This is a genomic window from Roseovarius sp. THAF9, assembly GCF_009363715.1.
Classification (GTDB): Bacteria; Pseudomonadota; Alphaproteobacteria; order Rhodobacterales; family Rhodobacteraceae; genus Roseovarius.
The window spans coordinates 2,852,420-2,876,254 of record NZ_CP045404.1; the positions used below are offsets into that span (position 1 = coordinate 2,852,420).

Consider the following 23,835-nt stretch of genomic DNA (forward strand, 5'->3'; position numbering starts at 1 on the left):
GGCAAAAGCCCCACGTGACCCACCAGTCGCGCAGGCGAATTGCAACAAGATCCGGGATAGGGATTTCGGCGAAGGAGATCGCCGATGACCACCCCGAGCATTGCCTCGACAGATATGCAGAAACCGCGCCGCGCCCCGGGCGCCATGCGCAAGCTGGTGCGCCGTGCGCTTATCGGTGGCGCGCCTAGCGACAGCAGGCGTATTCCCCGCTACGTCTGGATCTGCACTTTGGGTCTTGCCGCGATCTGGGCGCCGATCACGGGGTATCTGAAAACCGCCGCGCCCAGCTTTGCCAGCCACATGTCACTTATCCTGCCCGGCTCGGGGTCGGCTTCGTCGGTTAACCTTGCCGAAATCGGGCAGGCCTCCAGCCATGCAAATTCCGCCTTCTCCAGCAATTCGATCAGCCCGACGGAAACCTACAAGCGGCTTCTCGCCGCGGACCGCGTGATCAGGGATGCCGCCGATCGTCTTGGCATCAAGACCAGAGATTTCGGAAAGCCCCAGGTCAAGCTGGTCGATCAGACGGCATTTATCCACGTCAAGGTAACCGGGCCGGCCCCCGAAACGGCGCAGGCGCGCAATTCCGCACTGCTCAGCGCCTTTTTCGACGAGATTGACCGCCTGCGCAGTGACGAAATGGACAGCCGTCAGACTGGCGGCCTCGATGCGATAACCGAGTACAAGGACTCAGTGGCCGCGACGCGCGTGGAAATCGAGAAGTTGCGCGCCGAGACCGGTCTTCATTCAGCCGAGCAATACAATCGCCAGGTCGACGAACTCGATCTGCTGCGCGCAAAAATCGACACTGCCACCGCGGAATACGAGCGTAGCGCGGCGGCTGTTACCGGGCTGGAAGCCCAGCTGGGAACAGATGCGGAAACGGCCGCACGCATCCTGCGGCTGAATGGCGATGGCGCCTATACTGCACTCATCGATGCGATGGCAGAGGCCGAGACAGAATTGGCGCGGGCCAAATCACGATACGGCAAACGCCACCCCGAAGTGCTCAAAGCACTTGCCGCAATGGAGACTGCCCGGTCCGAGGCCACTGCACGTGCCGTGTCCCTCACCGGTGACGCAAGCGCGCTTGAGCGGTCCCTCGATGGTGCCCGGGACGCACTTCTGACCGAACTCGTCAGACAGGACGCTGCTCGCGCCGGTTTACTGGCCGAGTTGACCGAGCTGCGCGAACTCGTATCGACCCAGGCCGGTCGAATTGAGGCGCTTGCGCCGAAAGCGGCCCGCCTCGAGGATCTGCAGCGCGATTTCAACGTGGCCGAAGCCGTTTTCGCGTCGGCGATCGCCCGCACTCAGTCCAGCAAAGCCGACGTGTTCGCCTCTTACCCGCTTGTTCAGGTGCTCGAAGATCCGACCCTACCCGAAGCCCCCTCTTCCCCACGCAAGAAACTGGCCATTGCCGCCGGTGCCGCAGCCAGCATCCTTCTGATCTTCGCTCTTTCGCTCGCCTGGATCCGGCGCACCCTGATCGAAAAGCTGATCTCCGAAAAGGGCCGCATGGCATGATGCGGCCTGAAAACCCGGCCGAGGGCATGGTCTGGAAGGCGATCCTCTGGACCTGGCCCTTCTATGCACTTGGGGCGCTCTATGTGGTTGGGCCGGTGCTGGCGTGGCTCATCGCGGGGTTGGCCGTATTGTCATTATACCTTGGGCCGGCGATACGGTCTGACCTGCGGGCCACGGGCCCGATCCCGCCTGTTGTCTGGGCATGGATCATCGGGATGCTGGTGATGCTCGTAGCCTTGTGGGCCGGGCATCTGAACTGGGATCTTGGGCTGAAACAAACCATTAAATCCTCGATCGGCTGGGCAAAAGGATGGGCGCTTCTCGCGTTGTTCCCGCTGGCGGGCGCCGTTCTCCCGATACGAAGAGAATTGCTGATCCGTGCGCAGTGCCGCCTCGGCTTCTGGACGCTCTGCATCGCGCCAGTACTGCTTGTCGCCCCCTATATCGGTTTGCCTGAGCGCATCTGGACCTCGCCCCTGAAGGCTGTTGGCGGTCCGGGGCCCGAATACTTTACGGTCTTCCTGTTTACGTTCGATCCCGCGTCATGGACGCCCAGATGGCAATTCTATGCGCCTTGGTCGCCGTTCGCCGCGCTTCTCGGCGTCGTCATGGTGCTGTTTGCCCTGGAAGAGAAAGAGGGTCGTTGGCGCGCGGCCGGCATCGCCGCGGGCACTTTGATGATCCTCGCGTCGAAATCCCGTATGGGGCTCGTAGGGCTGGTGGCTTGTACGGTCGGCCCTCGCCTCGTGCCTCTGGTGCTTCGTAGCTGGGCGTGGGCTGGACTTGCGGCCTTCACGGCATCCCTTGCCGTCACTGGACCGTGGCTATTGGAAAAGATCGGCGCAGGCGTCGATGGCTTCAAATCTGCCCGTGCCGACAGCACGCGCGTTCGAGCGACACTCCAACGTATCGCCCAAGAGCGTTGGCAGGAGGATGCACCGTGGTTCGGACACGGCACCGTTCAACCAGGTCCACACTTGGTGGAATACATGCCGATCGGCACGCACCATACTTGGTTTGGGCTCCTGTTCGTCAAGGGATTGGTAGGGTTTATAGCCTTGGCGTGTCCGTTGATCTGGCAAACTTCGCTCGCATTCAAAGATGCAGCCCTCAGTCCGCGCGGGCGCTTACCGCTCGGGTTATGTATGGTCGTCGTCTTGCTCTCCTTCGGAGAGAACATAGAAATCGAGGCATATTTGCTCTGGCCTGCCCTGTTGTGCCTTGGAATACATGCCCGTGAATGCAGTCATTCGTTTGTTCGAGGAGTGCCGTAACTGCTTCTGGTGGCAGTTTGGATCGCCTATTGAGCATATCTATAACCCAATGTCTGAATTCGCCCTCTGCGCCGGTCTCACCGACAAAGCCGAGCAATTTGACAACCTGCCGCGCAGGACTGCAAGCCGCCATCGGGCCCGTTTCTCGCAGCTTACAGCCAATGATCATAAACCGCCTCGAGCGCGCGCAGTCCCCGACCCAGAGCCTCTGCGCAGTGCCGCGCGTCACAGGCTGGAGGATCATCTGGGTGGACGGCCGCGAAGCGTCTGGCCTCGACACTGCTGATGTAGTTGGTGAGTTCGAGATGAAGCAGGCGGCAAAGCGCGAGAATTTCGCCGCGGCGGGCAGCCAGATCGTTGCCAGTTTTCGCTGCCTCGACGACGGAGCGGGCCCGTGCGGCCCATTTTCGTCCGCCAAGCAGATCGGCCGAGGCCACAAGCCTGTCACCCTCTGCGCGCAGCCAGCGAATAAATTCGCTGGCCTTGTTCATGTGCCGGAGCAAGGCACGAATATCGGGAATGTGTTTCATGGGATCACCTTTCTTGGTGGAATGCACGACCCGCCGTGGGTCGCTTCAGAAGATCCCTGCTCCGGTCAATTGATTTCTTTTCCGGCGCCCGTGCTACCGCCGGCAAGGGGTTGCTCGGCGCGGCCTCATCAAGAGGGCCGCGCCGGACACACCCCTGACGGTATTGGCGCACAAACTCACTCTAAAAGGCCGTATTCTGGTGCCTTCAAGTCGCTTCGGGAAAAGCCTAAACGTCACAGCGCCTTACAGGCGCCGGCAAAACTTTAGCTGACGCATGGCAGTAAAATCCGCCAATTTGGCATAACTACGCCCGCAACGACACAGGACAACCCAACACCCTCACGCGCACTTCGAATGCCCGCAGGACGCACAGGTCAGGCACCCCTCGACCTTGCGCATGTCATAGCTGCCGCAGGACGGACAGGCCGGCCCGCGCGGCGCGTCCAGGTTGACCACGTTCGCCGTCGGGTCTTCCTTCAGGCCCAGCCCCTCGCCTTCCAGGAACCCGATATTGATCATGTGGTTCTCCAGCACGCCGCCGATCGCGGCCAGCATCGAGGGGATGTATTTCCCGTTCATCCACGCGCCGCCGCGCGGGTCGAAAACCGCCTTCAGCTCCTCAACCACGAAAGACACGTCGCCGCCCCGCCGGAAGACCGCACTGATCATCCGCGTCAACGCCACGGTCCAGGCGAAATGCTCCATGTTCTTGGAGTTGATGAACACCTCGAAGGGCCGCCGCCGTCCCTCCAGCACGATATCGTTCACCGTCACGTAAATCGCGTGGCTGCTGTCCGGCCATTTCAGCTTGTATGTCGCGCCTTCCAGTTCCGTCGGCCGGTCCAGCGGCTCGGACATGTAAACCACCTCGCCGCCTTCCACGGGCATCGGCACCTTGTCCTCGGACTCCACGCTCAGCACGCTGCCAGTGATGTCGTTGGGCCGGTAGGTCGTGCACCCCTTGCAGCCCGTGTCCCAGGCTTGCATGTAGACTTCCTTGAACGCCTCGAAGCCAATGTCGGCGGGCACGTTGATCGTCTTGGAAATGCTGCTGTCGACCCATCTTTGCGCCGCCGCCTGCATCTTCACATGCGCCTCGGGCTCCAGCGTCTGGGCATTGACGAAATAGTCCGGCAAGTCCCTGTCGCCGAACCGCTCGCGCCACATCTGCACGGCGTAATCCACCACCTCTTCCTCGGTGCGGCTGCCATCTTTCTGCAACACCTTGCGCGTATAGGAATAGGCAAAGACCGGCTCGATCCCGCTGCTGACGTTGCCGGCATAAAGGCTGATCGTCCCGGTGGGCGCGACGCTGGTCAGCAGAGCGTTGCGGATGCCATGTTCGGCCACCGCCGCACGCACATCCTCGTCCATCGCCTGCATCATGCCACTCTGCAAATAGGGCTCCGCCTCGAAGAGCGGAAATGCCCCCTTCTCCTTTGCCAGTTCCACAGACGCCAGGTAAGCCGCCCGCGCAATCGCCTTCATCCAGGCCTCGCACTGCGCCGCCGCCGCGTCGTCGCCATAGCGCAGCCCGCACATCAACAGCGCATCGGCCAGCCCCGTCACCCCCAACCCGATCCGCCGCTTGGCCTGCGCCTCGGCGCGTTGCTCGGGCAGCGGAAATTTCGACACGTCCACAACGTTGTCCATCATCCGCACCGCCGTCGCCACCAGCTCGGCCAGCGCAGCCTCGTCGATCCCTGCACTCTCCTCGAACGGCTCCATCACCAGCCGCGCCAAATTGATCGATCCCAACAGGCACGCACCATAGGGCGGCAACGGCTGCTCGCCACAGGGGTTGGTCGCCGCGATCGTCTCGCAGTAATGCAGGTTGTTGGCTTTGTTGATCCGGTCGATGAAAATCACGCCGGGTTCCGCGAAATCATAGGTCGCCTGCATGATCCGGTTCCACAGGTCCCGCGCCTCGACCGTTTTGTAAACCTTGTCGCCGAAGACCAGCTCCCACGGCCCGTCCGCTTTCACGGCCTCCATGAAATCATCTGTCACCAGCACACTCAGGTTGAACATCCGCAGCCGCGCCGCGTCGCTCTTCACCGCGATGAAATCCTCGATATCCGGGTGATCGCACCGCATGGTCGCCATCATCGCCCCGCGCCGGCTGCCGGCACTCATGATCGTGCGGCACATCGCGTCCCACACATCCATGAAGCTCAATGGCCCGCTGGCATCCGCCGCCACCCCCTCGACCAGCGCGCCCTTGGGCCGGATGGTCGAGAAGTCATACCCGATCCCGCCCCCCTGCTGCATGGTCAGCGCGGCTTCGCGCAGGCCCTCGAAAATGCCGCTCATGCTGTCGGGGATCGTCCCCATCACGAAACAGTTGAACAGCGTCACCGCCCGCCCCGTCCCGGCCCCCGCCGTGATCCGACCGGCGGGCAGAAACTTGAAATCTTCCAACGCGTGATAGAACCGCTCTTCCCACGCATCAGGCTCGGCTTCCGCCTGCGCCACAGCCCGCGCGATCCGCCGCCAGCTGTCCTCCACCGTGCCGTCGATGGCCGTGCCATCTGCCTCTTTCAGGCGATATTTCATATCCCAGATGGCCTCGGCGATGGGGGCAGCGAATCGAGTCATGGCAGCACACTTCTGGTAGAGGAACAGACCGAAGACACTACAGATTGCGCCCGCCCCGGTCAATCCGGCCATGCGGCACAATCCCCCGCCCACCGGCTTTTTCTTGCACCATACACTCCGGGGGTTTGGGGGCAGCGCCCCCAAGGCCTGCGTGGCCCGAACGCAATCAAAGCTGTGTGTCGCGGGCACCCTACACGGTCGCACCCGCTTGAAATCCCCCGCCCCGGGCATAGGATAAGACGCGGTGAAAGTGGGAACAGTCGTGACAGATCCGAAAACACATCTCGTCAAGCTCTCGGTCGGTTCGGAAACCGTCGAAAGTCTCATCGCTTGGCAATCCAGCAAACAGGCGCAGGGACCCGACGGCCTGCCCCGCCACGTCACCCGTATGTGGCCCCGGCGCGAGGCCGAACTGCTGATGGGCGGCTCGATCTACTGGGTCATCCAGGGCCTGATCCAGTGCCGCCAGCGCATCCTTCGCCTAGACGAGGTGATCCGCGCCGACGGCATCCGCCGCTGCGGCATCGTGCTGGAGCCGGAAATCATCCGAACCACCACCGCCCGCAAGCGCCCGTTCCAGGGCTGGCGCTATCTCGCCCCCGCCGACGCGCCGGCCGACCTTCCTGCAAACCGCCAGAACGAAGACGCGCTGCCCGCGGATCTCAGCGCGGCGCTGGCCGATATCGGCGTGCTCTGACCACCCCTATTCCCGCGAAGCGTCCGGGCGCGGCCTGCACGGCCCTGCACCAGCGCACACCTCCCTGAACATCCCCGCACCGCACACCCTCTGAATCGGCGAATTTCCGCGCTTACATCTTGAAAAGCCGACATTATTCAGCGGCTTTCCGCCAGAAAGCCGACCCGTTTTCAGCGCCGCGCCGCCATTCACGCGCAGGTGATCGCCCGTGTCCCGACACCCCCCTTGCGACAGTTTTCGTCCAGACCATATCAGCCCAACACAGCGCAAACGACAACGCGCTGCGGAACGAAACAGACATGCCGAAAGGACAGCATGATGAAACGAGCAACACCGATCCTCGCGGCCGCCCTCGCCGTTGGCGCCGCCCCCGCATTCGCAGGCAACACATCGGCCCCGGTCGACGACACGATCGTCGCCACGCCGCAACCCGCGCCTGCGCCGACCAATTTCGGCCCCGACTGGACCGGCGCCTATGGCGGTGTCCAACTGGGCTACGGTGACGTCGACACGGACGTGTCGGGCAGTGACGATGGCGTGATCGGCGGTCTGACCGCAGGCTACGACTACGACCTCGGCAATTTCGTCGTCGGTGGCGGTCTTGATTACGATTTCGCCGATATCGGCGTCGCCAACAACGCGGCAACCCTCGAAAACGTGTTCCGCGCCAAGGTACGCGGCGGCTACAAGCTGGGCGATGGCCTGCTCTATGCTACCGGCGGGTATGCCCAGGCCGAAACCGACAACCTCGGCAGCGACGATGGCTACTTCATCGGTGGCGGCTACGAGCACATGATCACCCAGAACTTCTCGATGGGCGGCGAACTGCTCTACCACGAGTTCGACAATTACAACAGCACCGCTGTCGATGTCGAAGCGACCACGCTTCAGGTCCGCGGCACCTTCCGCTTCTAAGGCGCGCGCCCAACGGCGCCGCTCATGGACCTGACGATGACACAGCCCGGGCCTGCATTTTGCCGGCCCGGGCTTAATTTTTTTGAACTCCTTTCGAACAGAAAAGTTCCAACTTTCCGAAGAGGCGAGTGGATGAAAGCGGATTTCCGCCCAAGGTGTATCCCCCATGCATCGCCCTTTAAAATAACGCGGCCCGGACACTGCCAAACACACACCGTCTATTGCACAATCGCGGTCACGAGCCATATGACCGGCTTAACGGCGTGCGCCCCCGCGCTCTGCCTCTCTTGCGCAAGTAAACGGTCCTGAAAGGATAGTAATATGAAACGAGCAGCCCCCCTTCTTGCGGCCGCTTTTGCACTTGGCGCCGCGCCCGCATTCGCCGGCAACCTCACGCCGGTGCAAGACGACGTCGTGACGCCGCCCCCGCCGCCTCCGGTTGCCGCAACCCCGAACTGGACCGGCCTCTACGGCGGTGTGCAACTGGGCTACAACAACCTTGATTCCAACATCTCCGGCAGCGATGACACTGTGATCGGCGGTCTCTTCGTCGGCTACGACTACGACTTCGGCAACTTCGTACTGGGCAGCAGCCTCGACTACGATTTCACCGATGCCGAAATCGCGGCCGGGCCGAACCTGCCCGTCGATCTGGAAAATATCTTCCGCGCCAAGCTGCGCGCCGGCTACAAGCTGGGCGACGGCCTGATCTACGGCACCGGCGGCTACGCCAAGGCGTTCACTGACAACCTGGGCGACGATGACGGCTACTTCGTCGGCGCAGGCTACGAGACGATGGTCACGGACAGCTTCTCGCTCGGCGGCGAACTGCTCTATCACGAGTTCGACAACTTCAACGGCAGCAACGCCGATGTCGAACCGACCACGGTTCAGCTTCGCGGCACGTTCCGCTTCTGATCCGCGATACCGGGTCTTGCCGTCCGGCGCGCCCCGGGCGGACGGATTGCAGGCGGGTTCCCGAAATGCCGGGGACCCGCTTTTTTAATGCTGGATGTCCGGGGCGCCGGGTGCGGGTATCGCACGGTCTCTTCATAAATGGTCCTCCGACCACGGCACCGTCGCGATTCCACCCGAATACCGACGCGATACCGACGCGGTTTTCGGGCTTTTGTCCGGATTAACGATTGGGTCGAAAAACGACGGCTACAGGATGTCCAGAACCGCTTCGGGTGGTCGTCCGATGGCGGCCTTGTCCCCGGCGAAAACGATGGGCCGCTCGATCAGGATCGGATGCGCCGCCATGGCCGCCAGCAGCGTCGCCTCGTCGCTTTCCTTGCCCAGGCCCAGCTCGCGATACGTCGACTCCTTGTTTCGGATCAATGCGCTAGCTGTCATACCCAAAGCCGTCAGCACCGCGCGCAACTCTGCCTCGTCCGGCGCCTCCTCCAAGTAGCGCCGCACCTTCGGTGCAATCCCACGCTCTTCCAGCAGGGTCAGCGTCTGCCGCGATTTCGAACAGCGCGGATTGTGCCATATCTCGATCACAGCCATGCGTCCCGCCCCGTGCCAACCGCCTCGCTCACGTTAGTAAAACCCTTTTCTTCCAAGAGCTTGTCCAGGCCTCGCGCAATCCGCTCAACAAGGCCGATCCCCTCGAAAACCATCGCCGAATAAAGCTGCACCGCGCTTGCACCGGCCCGTATTTTCTCCAGCGCCTGCTCGGCGTTTGCCACACCGCCCACACCGATCAAGGGCATCGTCCCCCCGGTCAGCTGCGCCAGCCGCGCCAGCACCCTTGTCGACCGCTCGAACAGCGGCGCCCCCGACAGCCCGCCCGCCTGCTTTCTCATCGGGCTTTGCAGCCCATCCCGGTTGAGCGTGGTGTTTGTCGCGATGATCGCCGCAACGCCGCCCGCCTGCGCGACATCCGCCAGCTCTGACAGCTCCAAGTCACTGAGATCAGGCGCGATTTTCAAAAAGACCGGGATCGGTCTTTCCAGCCAGCTCCGTGCCTCCATCACGCCTTTCAGCAGCGCCGCCAGCGCCTCGGGACCTTGCAGGTCGCGCAGCTTTTCAGTGTTGGGGCTCGAGACATTCACGGTCGCGAAATCAAGGTGCGGCCCGCACCGCGCCAGCACGCGGGCAAAATCCTCGGCCCGGTCCGCGCTGTCCTTGTTGGCGCCAAGGTTCAGCCCGATCACCGCGTCCCTGGGACGTGTAGCCAGCCTTCGCACCACGTCCTCCATCCCATTGTTGTTAAAGCCGAAACGGTTGATTACCGCGCGATCTTCCGACAACCGAAACAGTCGTGGCTTCGGGTTGCCCGCCTGCGGCTTCGGCGTCACCGCACCGGCCTCGATGAACCCGAAACCCGCTCTCGACAGAGCGGACAACGCCACCGCGTTCTTGTCGAACCCCGCCGCCAGCCCGATCGGATTGGCCAGCCGAAGACCCGCCACCTCACAGCGCAATCGGTCCGACGTGACCAACCCCGGCAACGGCACCAGCCCCGCACGCAACGCCTGCAACGCAAGCCCGTGGGCCCGTTCCGGCTCCAGCCGGTGCATCAGGCCCAGACCGATCCTGTCGGCCAGTCTCATACCGCGCCAGCCGGAAACTGATGCACCCCGTCAACCAGCGGCAGCGGCTGTGCCCAGACGACATCGTCCAGTCGCAAAACCCTGTAAAGATGTGGGAATTTATCGCCGCCGCGCGACACCTCCCATGCGAGGTCATCGCCCAGCCGGTCAGTTTCCACCGCCACAATAACAAGGTCCTCCACACCCTCGAAATGCTTCGCCGCCGTTTCAGGCGCCTGCATCGGCGTCGAGAAATGGATATAGCCGTCGGCCACGTCCACCAGCGCGCCGCGCGTTTCCTCTTCGGACCGCAGCGCGGCCCACTCCTCTGCCCGGAAAATCTTGTAAATCAACATGGCTTGGTGATGCCCCGCCACACGCGCTTGGTCAAGCGGATTGCCTTTGACGCATCGCGCGCCTTCCTGCAATCTTCCCGCATTCGTCAGGAGGCACATCCATGAGAGTCATTGCCCTTACCCTTTCCGGCCTGTTGACGGCCACTGCGGCACAGGCCGACTACACGCTCAACATATTGCACACGAACGATTTTCACGCCCGGTTCGAGCCGATCAACAAGTACAACTCGACCTGCGCGCCCGAAGATAACGATGCCGGCGAATGCTTCGGCGGGTCCGCGCGTCTCGCCACGGCCATCGAAGAGGCCCGCGCCGACGCTCTCAACCCGGTGTTGTTCGACGGCGGCGACCAGTTCCAGGGCACGCTTTTTTACAACTATTACAAGGGCAAGCTGGCCGCCGAAATGATGAACCGGCTGGGCTATGACGCGATGACCGTGGGCAACCACGAGTTCGATGACGGCCCCGAGGTGCTGCGCGGCTTCATGGACGCCGTCGAGTTTCCTGTGCTGATGTCCAACGCCGATACCAGCCGCGAACCCCTGCTTGCCGACGTCATCCAGAAATCAACCGTCATTGAACGTGACGGCGAAAAGATCGGCCTGATCGGCCTGACCCCGCAGAACACCGACGAACTGGCCAGCCCGGGACCCAACATCATCTTCACCCCACCCGCCGATGCCGTGCAGCACGAGGTCGACAAGCTAACCGAACAGGGCGTCAACAAGATCATCGTGCTCTCCCATTCCGGCTACGGCGTTGATCGGAAAGTGGCCGAGAATACCACCGGCGTCGACGTGATCGTGGGCGGGCATTCCAACACCTACCTGGCCAATGATGACCCCGACGCCTTCGGCCCCTACCCCACGATGGTGGGCAACACGGCCATCGTTCAGGCCTATGCCTATGGCAAGTTTCTGGGCCGGCTCGACGTTGTTTTCAATGACGCGGGCGAGGTCACCACCGCCACCGGCAATCCGCTGATCATGGACGCCGCCGTAGTCGAAGATGCCGAAATCGTCTCGCGCATCCAGGAGGCCGCCAAGCCGCTGGACGAAATCCGCAACAAGGTCGTGGCCGAGGCGACGGAGGCGATCAATGGCGACCGCGACACGTGCCGCGCGGGGGAATGCGCCATGGGCAATGCCGTGGCCGAGGCGATGCTGGCCCGCGTGGCCGATCAAGGCGTCGAGATCGCGCTGATGAACGGCGGCGGCGTGCGCGCGTCGATCAACGCGGGGCCCGTCACAATGGGCGAGGTGCTGACCGTACTGCCCTTCCAGAACACGCTTTCCACTTTCCGTATCGACGGCGCCACGCTGAAAGAGGCGCTGGAGAACGGCGTCAGCCAGTTCGGCGAGGGTGCGGGCCGTTTCCCGCAGGTGGCCGGAATGACTTTCGTGTTCGACCCCTCTGCCGAGGTTGGCAGCCGTATCACCGAGGTAACTGTCGGGGGCGAACCTCTTGATCCCGAACGCGATTATCTGGCCGTGTCGAACGATTATCTGCGCAATGGCGGTGACGGCTATTCCATGCTGCGCGATGCCGCGGACGCTTATGATTTCGGCCCCGACGTGGCCGATGTGCTGGCCGAGTACCTTGCGCAGAACTCATCCTACATGCCCGAGACGGATGGGCGCATTCGCCAGGCCGGGCAATAGTCCTCACCCCGCCGCTTCGGCTTTGCAATCCGGGCGGCGCGCGGCATAAAGGCGCCATGAATACGGTGCGCGACCAATACGAGGCCTATCCCTATCCCGAACGGGATCCGAGGGACGAGAAAAAGCGGCTTATCCTCGGCTCGCCTTCCTTGCCGCAGGAAATCGACCATTACGTCTTCGGCGGTCAGCGGGACTGGTCTCAACCGCTGCGCATCCTCGTGGCGGGTGGCGGCACCGGCGACGGGCTCATTCAGGTGACCGCCCTTCTCACCCAGTACGGCAAGCCATACGAGGCCACCTATATCGACCTCTCCACCGCCTCGCGTAAGGTGGCCGAGGCGCGGGCGAAAACCCGTGGACTGAAGAGTATCACCTTTGTCACTGGCAGCCTTCTGGATGCTCCCGACCATGGACCGTTCGACTATATCGATTGCTGTGGCGTGCTGCACCACTTGCCCGACCCGGATGCCGGGTTCAGCGCCCTGCGAGCCGCCCTCGCGCCCGACGGCGGCATGGGCTTCATGGTCTACGCACCCTATGGCCGGTCCGGTGTCTATCCCTTGCAGGAGGCATTTACCGCGCTCTACGGCGAAAAGCCACCGAAAGACCGGCTCAAGGCTGCAAAGCATATCGTCGACGGTCTGCCCGAAGGCCATCCCTTCAAATCCAACCCAAATCTCAATGATCACAAGAGCGGCGACGCGGGTTTTTACGACCTGCTCTTGCACAGCACAGACCGCGCTTACGACGTGCAGTCGCTGGCCGAAACGCTCGACCGCACCGGCTGGTCCTTCGCGGGCTTCACTGTCCCGATCCTCTATGACCTCGCACGTCTGGCCCCCGTTCCCGACGGAATGAGCCCTGTTGAGGCGATGGCAGTGGCCGAGAAACTGAACGGCACGATCCGCACGCACACCGGCTATGCCACCGACACGCCGCGCCCCACAGCCTCCGGCAAGACCCGCACGCTGGTGCCGCATATTAAGGGCCTGCAAGCCCCGCAGTTGGCCCGCGCCGTGGCGCAGGGACAAACGCCTGCGCTCGACACGGACGGCATCAAGGGCAAGCTCGCCCTGCCAAAACAAGCCGCGCCTGTGATTGCCGCCATTGATGGGCGCCGCAACCTTCAGGAGATCGCCGCGCAGACCGGCCTTGATCCGATCAGCTTTGGCGGGCTCTGGACCCAGGTCGAGAAGGCACTGCTGCCCTGGGGCTTGCTGATCTACTCGAACGTGCTGAGGTAACCCCATGTGCGGACGTTTCGCCGTCACCCTGCCGCAGGACGCCATGGCACAGCTTTTTGCCGCGCGCCCCGTTAACGATTTGCCGACGGTTCCCAATTACAACGTCTGTCCGACCAACGATGTGCACGTGGTGACCTCGGACAGCGCCGACCGGCAACTTGGGTCGATGCGCTGGGGCTTCATCCCGCACTGGTACAAGACGCCCGCTGACGGCCCGCTGCTGATCAACGCCCGGGCCGAAACCATCGCGGAAAAGCCCGCCTTCCGGTCGGCCGCCCGCAACCGGCGCTGCCTGATCCCGGCCAGTGGTTTCTACGAATGGACCAAGGACGAAGACGGCAATCGCCTGCCATGGTTCATCCATCCGGCCGAAGGCGACGCGCTGGCCTTCGCCGGGATCTACCAGTCCTGGGACAAGGGTGATGCGCCGATGACCACCTGCGCCATCGTCACGACCGGGGCGAATGAGCCGATGGGAAAGATTCATCACCGGATGCCGGTGATCCTGGCCGAAACGGACTGGCCGCTCTGGCTGGGCGAGGCGGGCCACGGTGCGGCCACGTTGATGACCGCGGCACCGGACGATGCGCTGCGGTTCTACCGCGTGGACCCGAAGGTCAATTCCAACCGGGCCTCGGGACCCGACTTGATCGAACCGCTCGGCAACTGATTATTCGTACGAATAATCAGCATGTTACACGACGCGCCCCGTGCCCGAGATTATTCGTACAAATAATCTCGTCACCGCGCCGCCATCAGCCGCGCCATGTCGAGCATGCGGCAGGAAAAGCCCCACTCGTTGTCGTACCAGCCGAAGACGCGCAGAAGGCCGCCCGCAGACACGCTCGTCTCGGGCCCGACGAGGATCAGGGATTCCGGCCGTCCCCGCAGGTCGGAGCTGACCAGCGGTTGCTCGGTCCAGCCGAATACACCGCCGGGCCGCACCGCCCCTTGCAGGACGGAATTTACCGTTGCAGCGTTTACCCTCTCGCGCGTCTGCACGGTCAGGTCGATGCAGGACACGCTAGCCGTGGGCACGCGGATCGCCCGCGCCTCGATCCGGCCTTTCAGATGCGGCAGCACAAGCCCGGTCTGATTCTGCGCACTGGTCGTCGTGGGCACCATCGACAGGGCCGCCGCGCGGCTGCGCTCGGGCGCGGCACGGGGTTTGTCCACCGTGGGCTGGCTGCCGGTATAGCAGTGCACCGTGGTCATCTGCCCGCTGACCAATCCGAACGCCTCGTCCAGCAGCCGCGCCAGCGGGGCCAGCGCGTTTGTCGTGCACGAGGCATTGGACACGATCCGGTGATTGGACAGATCGTCTTCGTTGGCACCCATCACCAGCGTCACATCCGCCTCCGCCGACGGACCGGACACCAGCACATTTCGCGCGCCCGCCTCCAATCCGCGTTCCGCCACGGCGCGTTTGCCCCCCATGCCGGTGCAGTCCAGCACGATGTCCACCCCCCGCAAGTCAATCTGGCGCAGGTCCGGCTGCGCGTGAAACGGAATTCGGCGCCCGCCCACGATCAGGGTTTGTTCCTCGGTGTGCACGTCCTCCGGCCACGGGCCGAACACACTATCGTACTGAAAGAGATATGCGCAGGTGCTCAGCGGTTCGATATCGTTGATCGCGACCAGTTCGAAATCCCGGGCGTCACGCAGCAGGATCCGCAGCAGGGTCCGGCCAATACGACCGAAGCCGTTTATCGCGACACGGATCGGCGGGTTCGACATATCGGTGTCTCCTAGGACGTCATTTCGTTTCGGACAATTGCCGCGACCGGGGACGTTTGCCAGCCGTGAAACAAAATTTGATCAAATTATGCACCCGCCTCCGTGGTGTCCGTCTGTGCACCCGGAGCAACCGAAGACTCGAGCGCGGGATACCGCAGCCAGAGCGTCACACCCCGCGCCACGAAGCTGATCAGAAGCGCCAGCCACAGCCCGTGATTGCCCAGCCACGGCACCAACACCAAGACGGCGGCGACGTAGATCGCAAGGCTCAGCGCCATCATGTTCCGCATGTCCCCGGCCCGTGTCGCGCCGATGAATATCCCGTCCAGCATGAAAGGTGCCACGCCGACCACCGGCGCGATACAGACGTAGATCAGAAAGTTTCGCGCTTCGATCTGAACCTCAGGCGCCTTCGCCATCAGGTCAATGATCGCCCCGCCCCATAGGGCAAAGCCAACCGCCATCAGAACCACGATTGTCAGGGCCCAGACACTGGCCAAGATCGCGCCACGGCGCAGACGCGCGACACTGCGCCGTCCGAACGCTTGCCCTACCAGCGCCTCGGCTGCGAATGCGAAGCCATCCAGCGCATGCGCCGAGATGTTCAGGAACTGCAACAGGACCTGGTTCGCGGCCAGCGTGACGTCGCCAAAGTCACCGCCAATCAGCAGGAAGGAAATGAAAATCGCCTGCAGCATCAGGGACCGCAGCAGGATGTCGCGGTTCACCGACATCATTCGGGCCAGCTGCACCCTGTCAAACACCCGGCCCCAGTCGCGCCACGCGGCCACACGCCAGACGTCGCGGCATAGCCACAGGCCAAGGATCAGGCCCGACCATTCGGCAACGAAAGTCGCCCAGGCCACCCCGGTCACGCCCAGGTCCAGGCCCAGTACGAACCAAAGGTCCAACAGGATGTTGATCCCGTTCATCGCGACTTGAAGCACCAGCACCGCGCGGGTCCGCTCCAACGCGATCAACCAGCCGGTGACACCATACAGGGCGATCAAGGCAGGCGCGCTCCAGACCCGGATGGCCATGTAGTCCCGCGCCAGCACCTCGACCTCCGCGCTGGCGGGTGACACGAGAAATGCCCCCGCAAACAACGGCAGCTGCAGAAAGATTATGCCCACGCCTGCCATGACGCCGATCATCAGCGACCGGGTCAGCATGGCGGCCACCTCGCCGGTCTGTCCCGCCCCGTGCGCCTGGCTGGTGAGGCCCGTTGTGCCCATCCGCAGAAAACCGAAGACCCAGTAAAGCCCGGTCAGGATGATCGCGCCGATACCGACTGCGCCGATGGGCACGGCCTCGCCCAACTGACCCACGACGCCTGTATCCACCGCACCCAGGATCGGGACTGTGGCATTCGACAGCACGATCGGAATGGCGATGTTGAGCACGCGTTTATGCGTGATCTCCGCCGGTGTCTCAGCCATCGCGGCGCGGCATCAGGAAGTGACCGGTTGCCTGTGCAAAGGGGCGTGCGCGGTTGTCTTGCCACGCCTCGGCTCGAACGGAGGCATAGCGCCGGCCCGAGCGGGTCACCACCGAGCGGGCATAGGCATCCCGCGGCAGGCCCGAGCGCAGGTAATCCACGGTGAAATCAATCGTCTTGGGCAGGCGCGGCAGGTCGCCGGCTTCGAAGGTTTCCAAAGCCAGCTCGCCGGATTCCATCTCGTCCCACAGCATCGCCCAGCTCAGCGTTATGATCGATGTTACCTCGAGAAACGCCGAGGTGGCCCCGCCATGCAAGGCCGGCAAGAGCGGGTTGCCGATCAGCTTTTCCTCGAAGGGCATCACCCCGGTCAGCTCGTCGCCGCGACGGTCGAATTGGATCCCCATGAAACGGATATAGGGCACGTGATCCACCAGAGCATGAAGCGCCGCGTCGCGGCGTTGCTTGATGACTTGCACGGGTTCGGGACGCGACCGGCTCATGATTTGCTCGCCACTGTGAAGGTGCCGGTGGCCTGCGCGACGGGCCGGTCCGCATCGTCGTCCAGCGTCTGCGCCCGGACGAAGGCAACCGAGCGGGTGATGTGATAGCACTCGGCCCGCGCCCGTATTGCCTGGCCGGGCTTGGCCGGGCGCATGTAATCGATACGCAGGTCTATCGTGGCCGTGGCCCCGGGCGACTCCGGATGGCTCATCACCGCCGCGCCGCAACAGGTGTCCATTAGCGCCGACACGGCACCGCCGTGGATCACCCCGGTTTCCGGGTCGCCGACAAGATGATCAGCATAGTCCATCTTCATCTCGGCCACACCGTCGCCGACATGCGTGATCTCCATCCCCAGCGCCTTGGCATGCGGAATGGCGCCCATGAACTGCGCGGCGATCTTGTTATTGTCGGTCATGAAAAATCCTGCGGCTTGGTCGCCTCTTTATGGTCCCGAATGTCGGCGCGCTGCAAGGGTGCCTGTTGCGCGATCCGCCCTAAGTCTCTTAAGTAGACGTCAGGAGGGTCCGCGATGCCAGAGCAACGCCTGTCATTCAAGGAGATGTGCGCCAAGTTTGACGTGACGCCGCGCACGCTGCGCTACTATGAGTATATCGAGTTGCTCAGTCCGACACGCGAAGGGCGCTCGCGCTATTACGGTCCGCGCGAAGTGGCCCGCATGACACTGATCCTGCGCGGTCGTCGCTGGGGTTTCGCACTGGAAGACATTCGGCAGTGGCTGGAAATCTATGAGGAAAAGGGCACCGAGACGCAGTTGCGTACCTGGATAGACCTTGCCGACCGCCAGTTGGAAGAGCTGCGCAGCCAGAAGGAACAGCTGGAACAGTCCATCGCGGAGCTGAAAGAGGCCCGCGATTCGACCGAAAAGTCGCTCGGCTAGACCTTCGGCCGTCCGGCCACCCTCTACGTTTCCGCAAAATAATTGCGCGGGCCGCAGGTTGACCTTGCCTGATCTTACGTAAAGCACAAAGTGACGTTACGTAGTGGTTACGTAAACCTGCTTACGTGTTGTACCGATAGCCATCGCCTCACATGTTCCGGCCACGCAACGAGATTTACGGAAACCGACATGACCGATGAAACGATGACCATTCGCGAGATGTGCGACGCGTACAACGTGACGCCGCGAACCTTGCGTTTCTACGAGGCGAAAGAGCTGCTCTTCCCGCGCAGGGAAGGTCAAAAGCGTCTGTTCACGAAAAGCGACCGCGCCCGGCTCAAGCTGATCCTGCGCGGCAAGCGCTTCGGCTTCAGCCTTGAGGAAATCCGCCAGCTTTTGAACCTTTATGACCGGGGCGACCAGCAGCTGACGCAGCTGGAAAGCACATATGAAATCGCCAAGGACCGGCTGGAAGAGCTTGAGCGCCAACGCGACGAGCTGACCGCGGCCATCGACGACCTGCGCGACCAGATGAAATGGGGCGAGAGGATGATCTCCTCGCTCCGCCAGACACCCAAAGCCGCGGAATGATCCCCGGCCCGACACTGTGATGATGTAGGGAGACCACCACATGCCGAGCTACACCCCGCCCACCAAGGACATGCAGTTCATTCTCCATGACGTCCTGAAGGTCAGCACCACCGACACCCCCGGCTATGCCGAGCTAGACCGTGACTTCACCGGCGCCGTTCTGGAAGAGGCTGGGAAGATCTCGTCCGAGGTTCTGGCGCCTTTGAACGTCGTCGGCGACACTGAGGGCTGCAAGCTGGAAAACGGCGTCGTGCGCACGCCTACCGGTTTCAAGGACGCGTTCGACCAGGTGCGCGAAGGCGGCTGGACCGCGCTCGACCTGCCCGAGGAATTTGGCGGGCAGAACATGCCCTATATCCTCGGCACCGCAGTGGGCGAGATGTTCTCGGCCGCGAACCAGGCCTTTACCATGTACCAAGGCCTGACCCACGGCGCGGCCTCGGCGATCCTGGCGCACGGGTCCGAGGATCAAAAGGCGACCTACCTGCCCAAGATGGCGTCCTGCGACTGGACCGGCACCATGAACCTGACCGAGCCACATTGCGGCACCGATCTAGGCCTGATGCGCACCAAGGCGGACCCGCGGGGCGACGGCAGCTACAAGATCACCGGCCAGAAGATCTTCATTTCGTCGGGCGAACACGACATGGCCGACAACATCATCCACCTGGTGCTTGCCAAGATCCCCGGCGGCCCCGAGGGCATCAAGGGCGTCAGCCTCTTCATTGTGCCGAAATTCATGGTCAAGGAAGACGGCTCGCTGGGTGAGCGCAACGGCGTCGCCTGCGGCAAGATCGAGGAGAAGATGGGCATCCACGGCAACTCGACCTGCGTCATGAACTATGACGAGGCGACGGGTTACCTGCTGGGCGAAGAGCACAAGGGCATGCGCGCCATGTTCACCATGATGAACGAGGCCCGTATCGGTGTCGGCATGCAGGGCCTCGCGCAGGCCGACGTGGCCTACCAGAACGCACTGGAATACGCCAAGGACCGCCTGCAGGGCCGCGACGTGACCGGCGTCAAGAACCCCGATGGCCCCGCCGACCCGCTGATCGTCCACCCGGACATCCGCCGCGCGCTACTCGACCAGAAAAGCTTTGTCGAAGGTGCGCGCGCCTTCCTTCTGTGGGGCAGCCAGATGATCGACCAGTCGCATCGCGGCAATGACGAGGCCGCCGAGGGCATGGTCAGCCTGCTGACCCCGATCATCAAGGGCTTTCTGACCGACGAGGGCTTCGACATGACGATCCTCGCCCAGCAGGTCTATGGCGGCCATGGCTATATCGAGGAATGGGGCATGTCCCAGTTTGCTCGCGACGCCCGGATCGCCATGATCTATGAAGGTGCCAACGGCGTTCAGGCGCTCGACCTCGTCGGCCGCAAGCTGGCGCAGGACGGAGGCAAGCACGTCATGGCGTTCTTCGACATGGTCAAGGCGTTCATCAAGGAGAACGAAGGCCACCCGGCGCTGAAGCAGGACTTCCTCGACCCGCTCAAGGAAAGTTCCAAGCACCTGCAACAGGCCGGGATGTTCTTCATGCAGAACGGCATGAAGAACCCCAATGCCGCGCTGTCGGGCTCGTACGACTTCATGCACCTCTTCGGCCATGTCTGCCTTGGCCTGATGTGGGCACAGATGGCCAAAGCCGCGCATGAGGCGATCGAGGCAGGTGACGGCGACACTGCGTTCTACAAGACCAAGATCGCCACGGGCCGCTTCTACATGAAGCGCCGCCTGCCCGCGACGGGGATGCACCTGGCGCGCATCGAATCCGGCGCCGAGCCCGTGATGGAGCTTGAAGCCGAGGCATTCTGAAGACCGTGGGGTGGGTTTGAAACCCACCCTACGCACGCCACGATGACTGGGAGGACATCATGCCGAAACGCTTTCGCCTGACCCGCCGCTTCAACGCCGCGATGACCGAAGACGGCTATCGCCGCTTGCGAAAATTCGCGCAGGATGCGGGGCTCGACGAGGGCGAGGCACTGTCCTTCCTCTTCGAAAATTTCGACAGCGTGATCGACGAGGATACGTTCGGTCACCGCTTGCGGATCTTCAACTCAGAACTCGACGCCCGCAAACGCTAGGGAGGCACCTCATGTCCGCATGGATGACCGACGAGCACGAAATGCTCACCGAGATGACGGCCAAGTTCATCACCGAGGAATGGGGCCCACATTTCGAGCGCTGGCGCAAGGCCGGCATCATGGACCGCGAGATATGGCAGCAGGCCGGTGAGCTTGGCCTGCTCTGCCCCTCGATCCCCGAGGAATACGGTGGCGCGGGTGGCGATTTCGGCCACGAGGCGGTGATCTGCATCGAGCAGTCCCGCGCCAACCTTGCCAGCTGGGGCAATCCGATCCACTCCGGGATCGTGGCGCACTATCTGCTGGCCTATGGCAGCGAAGAGCAAAAGAAGCGCTGGCTGCCCAAGATGGTTTCGGGCGATCTGGTGGGGGCGCTTGCCATGACCGAACCCGGCGCGGGCTCGGACCTGCAAGGCATGAAAACCAAGGCCCTGCGCGAGGGCAATTCCTATCGCCTCACGGGGCAAAAGACGTTCATCACCAACGGCCAGCACGCCGACCTGATCATCGTCGCCGCTAAGACCGATCCCAAGCAAGGCGCCAAGGGCATTTCGCTCGTGGTGGTCGAAACCGAGGGCGCCGAGGGGTTCACTCGCGGTCGCAACCTTGAAAAGAACGGTCTGAAGGCGGGCGACACCTCCGAACTCTTCTTCGACAATGTCGAAATTCCGCCGGAAAACATCCTTGGCGGCGAAGAGGGCCGCGGATTCTACCAGATGATGGAACAACTGCCCCAGGAACGCCTGATCATCGCCTGCGGCGCTCAAGGCGCGCTGGAAGGCGCCGTCGCCCGCACCATCGCCTATACCAAGGAACGCGAAGCCTTCGGCGCACCGATCTTCGACAAGTTCCAGACCATCCGCTTCACCCTGACCGAGTGCCTGACCAAGACCAAGGTCTGTCGCGCCTTTCTTGACGAGTGCATCGAGGAACACCTTCACGGCAAGCTGAGCGTCGAGAAGGCCGCGATGGCGAAGTACTGGCTGACCGACACGCAGTTCGAGGTGCTGGACGCCTGCGTTCAACTGCATGGCGGCTACGGCTACATGGCCGAGTACGACATCGCCGAGATGTGGGCCGACGCGCGGGTGCAACGCATCTACGGTGGCACCAACGAGATCATGAAAGAACTGATTTCGAGGTCGCTATGAAAATTCGGCCCGCGCGTCTGCCGCAAATTGCGGGGCGCCTTCGGCGAGAGCATTTGGAGAACAGTGAAAGCGCGCCCCGCCTTTCATCGTTCCAGAAATACTCAAATCCAACGCCTGCCAAGAGAACGAAACTGGGAGTGAGGACATGACGATCAAGCTGCACTGCTTCGGCGAAAGCGGCAACGCCTACAAGGCGGCGCTGGCACTAGAGCTGTCCGGCCTCGACTGGGAACCGGTGAAGGTCGACTTCTTCGGCGGCGAGACTCGCGGCGACGTATATCGCAAGAGCGTCAACGAGATGGGCGAAGCGCCGGTTTTGATCGACGGCGATATTCGCCTGACCCAGTCCGGCGTGATTCAGCAATACGTCACCGATAAGACCGGCAAATTCGGCGGCCGCGACCAAGAAGAGAAGTACGAGGTTCTCCGCTGGGTCCTGTGGGACAATCACAAGCTTTCCAGCCAGGCCGGAATGACCCGGTTCCTGATGAACTTCCTGCCTGAGGACAAGCGCCCGGCGGAGGTCATCACCTTTACCCAAGGCCGTTTGAAGGCCGCCTACGCCACCCTGAACACCCGGCTCGAGGGGCGCGACTGGATCGTCGGCGACGGGCTGACCAACGCCGACATTTCCTGCTGCGCCTACCTCTTTTACCCCGAGCCTTTTGGCTTTGGCCGCGCCGACTGGCCCAATATCGACCGCTGGCTTTCCAATATCGAGGCGCTGCCCTGCTGGAAACATCCCTATGACTTGATGCCGGGCTCCCCGGCGGACCGCGCCTGAGCTGGCCTCAGCGCGCACACAAACCAAAACAGACACGACAGGACAACCAAAGGAGTCCGAACATGACCGAAGCCTATATCTATGACGCGGTCCGCACGCCGCGCGGCAAGGGCCGCAAGGACGGCGCGCTGCACGAGGTGACCGCAGTGCGCCTCAGCACCCATGTGCTGAACGCGCTGAAAGATCGCAACGGCCTTGATGGTCACGCGGTCGAGGACGTGATCTGGGGCAACGTCACGCAGGTGATGGAACAAGGCGGCTGCCTTGCACGGACCGCCGTGCTGGCCTCGGACCTCGATGAATCCATACCCGGCCTGGCCATCAACCGCTTTTGTGCGTCGGGCATGGAAGCCGTGAACCTGGCTGCGAACCAGGTCAAGGGCGGCGCGGGCGAGGCCTATATCGCCGGCGGCGTCGAGATGATGGGCCGCGTGGCCATGGGCAGCGACGGTGCGGCGATTGCCGTGGATCCCAGCGTGGCCATGGACAGCTATTTCGTCCCGCAGGGCATCAGCGCCGACATCATCGCCACCGAGTACGGCTTCAACCGCGACCAGGCCGATGCGCTGGCGGTTGAGAGCCAGAACCGCGCCGCAGCGGCGTGGAAAGATAACCGCTTCGAAAAGTCTATCATCGAGGTGAAGGACCAGAACGGCCTGACCATCCTCGATCATGACGAATATATGCGCCCCGGTACCGACATGCAGGCGCTGGGTGCGCTCAATGCCAGCTTCCAGCAGATGGGTGAGGTGATGCCCGGCTTCGACGCCGTGGCGAAGCTGAAATACCCGCACCTTGAGAAGATCAACCACATCCACCACGCCGGCAACAGCTCCGGCATCGTGGACGGCTCGGCCGGTGTACTGATTGGCTCCAAGGAATTCGGCGAGAAATGGGGCCTGAAGCCCCGCGCCCGCATCCGCCAGACCTGCAAGATCGGGACCGATCCGACGATCATGCTGACCGGCCCCGTACCTGCGACGCAGAAGATCCTGGCCGACAGCGGCATGAACATCGGCGACATCGACCTTTTCGAGGTGAACGAGGCCTTCGCCTCGGTCGTGTTGCGCTTCATGCAGGCCTTTGATGTCGATCCCGAGCTGGTCAACGTCAACGGCGGCTCCATCGCCATGGGCCACCCGCTGGGCGCCACTGGCGCGATCATCATCGGCACGCTGCTGGATGAACTGGAGCGCTCGGACAAGGAAGTCGGGCTGGCCACGCTTTGCATCGCGTCCGGCATGGGCGCGGCCACGATCATCGAACGCGTGTAACCCGGGATACGAGGATTAGAAA

24 protein-coding genes are annotated in these 23,835 nt (G+C 62.8%); 15 read left to right on the top strand and 9 right to left on the bottom strand.

Translation table 11 applies throughout. The features are described from left to right. Positions 1 to 84 precede the first annotated feature (84 nt). Both FIU86_RS14060 and FIU86_RS14065 read left to right on the top strand, forming a co-directional pair. A complete protein-coding gene (locus FIU86_RS14060) occupies positions 85 to 1,527 on the top strand; it encodes a hypothetical protein (RefSeq protein ID WP_254703849.1) in 1,443 nt (480 codons plus the stop codon). Continuing rightward, positions 1,527 to 2,801: an O-antigen ligase gene (locus FIU86_RS14065; RefSeq protein WP_152477167.1), complete on the top strand. Its 1,275-nt coding sequence runs from the start codon at positions 1,527 to 1,529 to the stop codon at positions 2,799 to 2,801. The genes FIU86_RS14060 and FIU86_RS14065 overlap by 1 nt, the downstream gene beginning before the upstream one ends. A gap of 152 nt (positions 2,802 to 2,953) precedes the next feature. Here the strand turns inward: FIU86_RS14065 and FIU86_RS14070 are convergent, their stop codons facing one another. Continuing rightward, the gene (locus FIU86_RS14070) at positions 2,954 to 3,331 is read right to left on the bottom strand and encodes a hypothetical protein (protein WP_152475653.1); all 378 of its coding nucleotides are present in this window, start codon (positions 3,329 to 3,331) and stop codon (positions 2,954 to 2,956) included. 339 nt (positions 3,332 to 3,670) lie between these two features. Next, positions 3,671 to 5,929: an adenosylcobalamin-dependent ribonucleoside-diphosphate reductase gene (locus tag FIU86_RS14075; RefSeq protein WP_152475654.1), complete on the bottom strand. Its 2,259-nt coding sequence runs from the start codon at positions 5,927 to 5,929 to the stop codon at positions 3,671 to 3,673. A gap of 262 nt (positions 5,930 to 6,191) precedes the next feature. Between FIU86_RS14075 and FIU86_RS14080 the strand changes: the two genes are divergently transcribed. The 3 genes from FIU86_RS14080 (at position 6,192) to FIU86_RS14090 (ending at position 8,459) form a co-directional block, all read left to right on the top strand. Continuing rightward, positions 6,192 to 6,626 (top strand): DUF1489 family protein, encoded by a 435-nt coding sequence (locus FIU86_RS14080; RefSeq protein ID WP_152475655.1) that lies wholly within the window; start codon positions 6,192 to 6,194, stop codon positions 6,624 to 6,626. Between the two features lie 318 nt (positions 6,627 to 6,944). Next, the gene (locus FIU86_RS14085) at positions 6,945 to 7,541 is read left to right on the top strand and encodes an outer membrane protein (RefSeq protein WP_152475656.1); all 597 of its coding nucleotides are present in this window, start codon (positions 6,945 to 6,947) and stop codon (positions 7,539 to 7,541) included. A 321-nt stretch (positions 7,542 to 7,862) separates the two neighbouring features. Then, the gene (locus FIU86_RS14090) at positions 7,863 to 8,459 is read left to right on the top strand and encodes an outer membrane protein (protein ID WP_152475657.1); all 597 of its coding nucleotides are present in this window, start codon (positions 7,863 to 7,865) and stop codon (positions 8,457 to 8,459) included. A gap of 246 nt (positions 8,460 to 8,705) precedes the next feature. Here the strand turns inward: FIU86_RS14090 and arsC are convergent, their stop codons facing one another. Genes arsC through FIU86_RS14105 form a run of 3 tightly spaced genes read right to left on the bottom strand, consistent with a single transcriptional unit; the run spans position 8,706 to position 10,437 of the window. After that, positions 8,706 to 9,053: an arsenate reductase (glutaredoxin) gene (gene arsC, locus FIU86_RS14095; protein ID WP_152475658.1), complete on the bottom strand. Its 348-nt coding sequence runs from the start codon at positions 9,051 to 9,053 to the stop codon at positions 8,706 to 8,708. Then, the gene (locus tag FIU86_RS14100; RefSeq protein WP_152475659.1) at positions 9,044 to 10,102 is read right to left on the bottom strand and encodes a quinone-dependent dihydroorotate dehydrogenase; all 1,059 of its coding nucleotides are present in this window, start codon (positions 10,100 to 10,102) and stop codon (positions 9,044 to 9,046) included. Before FIU86_RS14100 ends, arsC begins: the two co-directional genes overlap by 10 nt. After that, the gene (locus tag FIU86_RS14105) at positions 10,099 to 10,437 is read right to left on the bottom strand and encodes a DUF952 domain-containing protein (RefSeq protein WP_152475660.1); all 339 of its coding nucleotides are present in this window, start codon (positions 10,435 to 10,437) and stop codon (positions 10,099 to 10,101) included. Before FIU86_RS14105 ends, FIU86_RS14100 begins: the two co-directional genes overlap by 4 nt. 101 nt (positions 10,438 to 10,538) lie before the next feature. Here FIU86_RS14105 and FIU86_RS14110 point away from each other — a divergent pair, with 101 nt between their 5' ends. From FIU86_RS14110 to FIU86_RS14120, 3 genes are read left to right on the top strand one after another with little or no spacing between them, the layout of a single operon-like run. Further along, positions 10,539 to 12,098: a bifunctional UDP-sugar hydrolase/5'-nucleotidase gene (locus FIU86_RS14110; protein WP_152475661.1), complete on the top strand. Its 1,560-nt coding sequence runs from the start codon at positions 10,539 to 10,541 to the stop codon at positions 12,096 to 12,098. Positions 12,099 to 12,154: 56 nt separating this feature from the next. Next, positions 12,155 to 13,342: a bifunctional 2-polyprenyl-6-hydroxyphenol methylase/3-demethylubiquinol 3-O-methyltransferase UbiG gene (locus FIU86_RS14115; RefSeq protein WP_152475662.1), complete on the top strand. Its 1,188-nt coding sequence runs from the start codon at positions 12,155 to 12,157 to the stop codon at positions 13,340 to 13,342. Positions 13,343 to 13,346: 4 nt separating this feature from the next. After that, positions 13,347 to 14,012: an SOS response-associated peptidase gene (locus tag FIU86_RS14120; RefSeq protein ID WP_152475663.1), complete on the top strand. Its 666-nt coding sequence runs from the start codon at positions 13,347 to 13,349 to the stop codon at positions 14,010 to 14,012. 71 nt (positions 14,013 to 14,083) lie between these two features. On the opposite strand, the gene FIU86_RS14125 is transcribed toward FIU86_RS14120, so the two are convergent. The 4 genes from FIU86_RS14125 to FIU86_RS14140 form a co-directional block, all read right to left on the bottom strand. Continuing rightward, complete coding sequence (locus FIU86_RS14125) at positions 14,084 to 15,079, bottom strand: type I glyceraldehyde-3-phosphate dehydrogenase (protein ID WP_152475664.1); 996 nt, start codon at positions 15,077 to 15,079, stop codon at positions 14,084 to 14,086. An 86-nt stretch (positions 15,080 to 15,165) separates the two neighbouring features. Beyond that, positions 15,166 to 16,518 (bottom strand): MATE family efflux transporter, encoded by a 1,353-nt coding sequence (locus FIU86_RS14130; RefSeq protein WP_152475665.1) that lies wholly within the window; start codon positions 16,516 to 16,518, stop codon positions 15,166 to 15,168. Continuing rightward, positions 16,511 to 17,020 carry a PaaI family thioesterase gene (locus tag FIU86_RS14135; RefSeq protein ID WP_152475666.1) on the bottom strand — a complete coding sequence of 170 codons (510 nt, stop codon included), beginning with the start codon at positions 17,018 to 17,020 and terminating at the stop codon, positions 16,511 to 16,513. Before FIU86_RS14135 ends, FIU86_RS14130 begins: the two co-directional genes overlap by 8 nt. Further along, positions 17,017 to 17,439 carry a PaaI family thioesterase gene (locus FIU86_RS14140; protein WP_152475667.1) on the bottom strand — a complete coding sequence of 141 codons (423 nt, stop codon included), beginning with the start codon at positions 17,437 to 17,439 and terminating at the stop codon, positions 17,017 to 17,019. The genes FIU86_RS14135 and FIU86_RS14140 overlap by 4 nt, the downstream gene beginning before the upstream one ends. Positions 17,440 to 17,553: 114 nt before the next feature. Here FIU86_RS14140 and FIU86_RS14145 point away from each other — a divergent pair, with 114 nt between their 5' ends. The 7 genes from FIU86_RS14145 (at position 17,554) to FIU86_RS14175 (ending at position 23,813) form a co-directional block, all read left to right on the top strand. Continuing rightward, positions 17,554 to 17,922, top strand: a complete 369-nt coding sequence (locus FIU86_RS14145; RefSeq protein ID WP_152475668.1) for a MerR family DNA-binding transcriptional regulator — start codon at positions 17,554 to 17,556, stop codon at positions 17,920 to 17,922. A 189-nt stretch (positions 17,923 to 18,111) separates the two neighbouring features. Further along, positions 18,112 to 18,513, top strand: a complete 402-nt coding sequence (locus FIU86_RS14150) for a MerR family DNA-binding transcriptional regulator (protein WP_152475669.1) — start codon at positions 18,112 to 18,114, stop codon at positions 18,511 to 18,513. 40 nt (positions 18,514 to 18,553) lie between these two features. After that, positions 18,554 to 20,332, top strand: a complete 1,779-nt coding sequence (locus FIU86_RS14155; protein ID WP_152475670.1) for an acyl-CoA dehydrogenase C-terminal domain-containing protein — start codon at positions 18,554 to 18,556, stop codon at positions 20,330 to 20,332. Between the two features lie 59 nt (positions 20,333 to 20,391). Continuing rightward, the gene (locus FIU86_RS14160; RefSeq protein ID WP_152475671.1) at positions 20,392 to 20,604 is read left to right on the top strand and encodes a hypothetical protein; all 213 of its coding nucleotides are present in this window, start codon (positions 20,392 to 20,394) and stop codon (positions 20,602 to 20,604) included. 11 nt (positions 20,605 to 20,615) lie between these two features. Then, positions 20,616 to 21,755, top strand: a complete 1,140-nt coding sequence (locus FIU86_RS14165; protein WP_152475672.1) for an acyl-CoA dehydrogenase family protein — start codon at positions 20,616 to 20,618, stop codon at positions 21,753 to 21,755. Between the two features lie 145 nt (positions 21,756 to 21,900). Continuing rightward, the gene (locus FIU86_RS14170; protein ID WP_152475673.1) at positions 21,901 to 22,539 is read left to right on the top strand and encodes a glutathione S-transferase family protein; all 639 of its coding nucleotides are present in this window, start codon (positions 21,901 to 21,903) and stop codon (positions 22,537 to 22,539) included. A gap of 62 nt (positions 22,540 to 22,601) precedes the next feature. Next, entirely contained in the window at positions 22,602 to 23,813 is a 1,212-nt protein-coding gene (locus FIU86_RS14175) for an acetyl-CoA C-acetyltransferase (RefSeq protein WP_152475674.1), read from the top strand. Positions 23,814 to 23,835 lie beyond the last annotated feature (22 nt).

What these genes read in the sequence shown, in the direction of transcription:
- FIU86_RS14160 (WP_152475671.1), top strand. Translation starts at nt 20,392, where the DNA reads ATGCCGAAACGCTTTCGCCTGACCCGCCGCTTCAACGCCGCGATGACC.
- FIU86_RS14155 (WP_152475670.1), top strand. Translation starts at nt 18,554, where the DNA reads ATGCCGAGCTACACCCCGCCCACCAAGGACATGCAGTTCATTCTCCAT.
- FIU86_RS14145 (WP_152475668.1), top strand. Translation starts at nt 17,554, where the DNA reads ATGCCAGAGCAACGCCTGTCATTCAAGGAGATGTGCGCCAAGTTTGAC.
- FIU86_RS14060 (WP_254703849.1), top strand. Translation starts at nt 85, where the DNA reads ATGACCACCCCGAGCATTGCCTCGACAGATATGCAGAAACCGCGCCGC.
- FIU86_RS14070 (WP_152475653.1), bottom strand. Translation starts at nt 3,331, where the DNA reads ATGAAACACATTCCCGATATTCGTGCCTTGCTCCGGCACATGAACAAG.
- FIU86_RS14065 (WP_152477167.1), top strand. Translation starts at nt 1,527, where the DNA reads ATGCGGCCTGAAAACCCGGCCGAGGGCATGGTCTGGAAGGCGATCCTC.
- FIU86_RS14125 (WP_152475664.1), bottom strand. Translation starts at nt 15,079, where the DNA reads ATGTCGAACCCGCCGATCCGTGTCGCGATAAACGGCTTCGGTCGTATT.
- FIU86_RS14140 (WP_152475667.1), bottom strand. Translation starts at nt 17,439, where the DNA reads ATGACCGACAATAACAAGATCGCCGCGCAGTTCATGGGCGCCATTCCG.
- FIU86_RS14110 (WP_152475661.1), top strand. Translation starts at nt 10,539, where the DNA reads ATGAGAGTCATTGCCCTTACCCTTTCCGGCCTGTTGACGGCCACTGCG.
- FIU86_RS14115 (WP_152475662.1), top strand. Translation starts at nt 12,155, where the DNA reads ATGAATACGGTGCGCGACCAATACGAGGCCTATCCCTATCCCGAACGG.
- FIU86_RS14150 (WP_152475669.1), top strand. Translation starts at nt 18,112, where the DNA reads ATGACCGATGAAACGATGACCATTCGCGAGATGTGCGACGCGTACAAC.
- FIU86_RS14170 (WP_152475673.1), top strand. Translation starts at nt 21,901, where the DNA reads ATGACGATCAAGCTGCACTGCTTCGGCGAAAGCGGCAACGCCTACAAG.
- FIU86_RS14075 (WP_152475654.1), bottom strand. Translation starts at nt 5,929, where the DNA reads ATGACTCGATTCGCTGCCCCCATCGCCGAGGCCATCTGGGATATGAAA.
- FIU86_RS14175 (WP_152475674.1), top strand. Translation starts at nt 22,602, where the DNA reads ATGACCGAAGCCTATATCTATGACGCGGTCCGCACGCCGCGCGGCAAG.
- FIU86_RS14120 (WP_152475663.1), top strand. Translation starts at nt 13,347, where the DNA reads ATGTGCGGACGTTTCGCCGTCACCCTGCCGCAGGACGCCATGGCACAG.
- FIU86_RS14135 (WP_152475666.1), bottom strand. Translation starts at nt 17,020, where the DNA reads ATGAGCCGGTCGCGTCCCGAACCCGTGCAAGTCATCAAGCAACGCCGC.
- FIU86_RS14100 (WP_152475659.1), bottom strand. Translation starts at nt 10,102, where the DNA reads ATGAGACTGGCCGACAGGATCGGTCTGGGCCTGATGCACCGGCTGGAG.
- FIU86_RS14090 (WP_152475657.1), top strand. Translation starts at nt 7,863, where the DNA reads ATGAAACGAGCAGCCCCCCTTCTTGCGGCCGCTTTTGCACTTGGCGCC.
- FIU86_RS14085 (WP_152475656.1), top strand. Translation starts at nt 6,945, where the DNA reads ATGAAACGAGCAACACCGATCCTCGCGGCCGCCCTCGCCGTTGGCGCC.
- FIU86_RS14105 (WP_152475660.1), bottom strand. Translation starts at nt 10,437, where the DNA reads ATGTTGATTTACAAGATTTTCCGGGCAGAGGAGTGGGCCGCGCTGCGG.
- FIU86_RS14130 (WP_152475665.1), bottom strand. Translation starts at nt 16,518, where the DNA reads ATGGCTGAGACACCGGCGGAGATCACGCATAAACGCGTGCTCAACATC.
- arsC (WP_152475658.1), bottom strand. Translation starts at nt 9,053, where the DNA reads ATGGCTGTGATCGAGATATGGCACAATCCGCGCTGTTCGAAATCGCGG.
- FIU86_RS14165 (WP_152475672.1), top strand. Translation starts at nt 20,616, where the DNA reads ATGTCCGCATGGATGACCGACGAGCACGAAATGCTCACCGAGATGACG.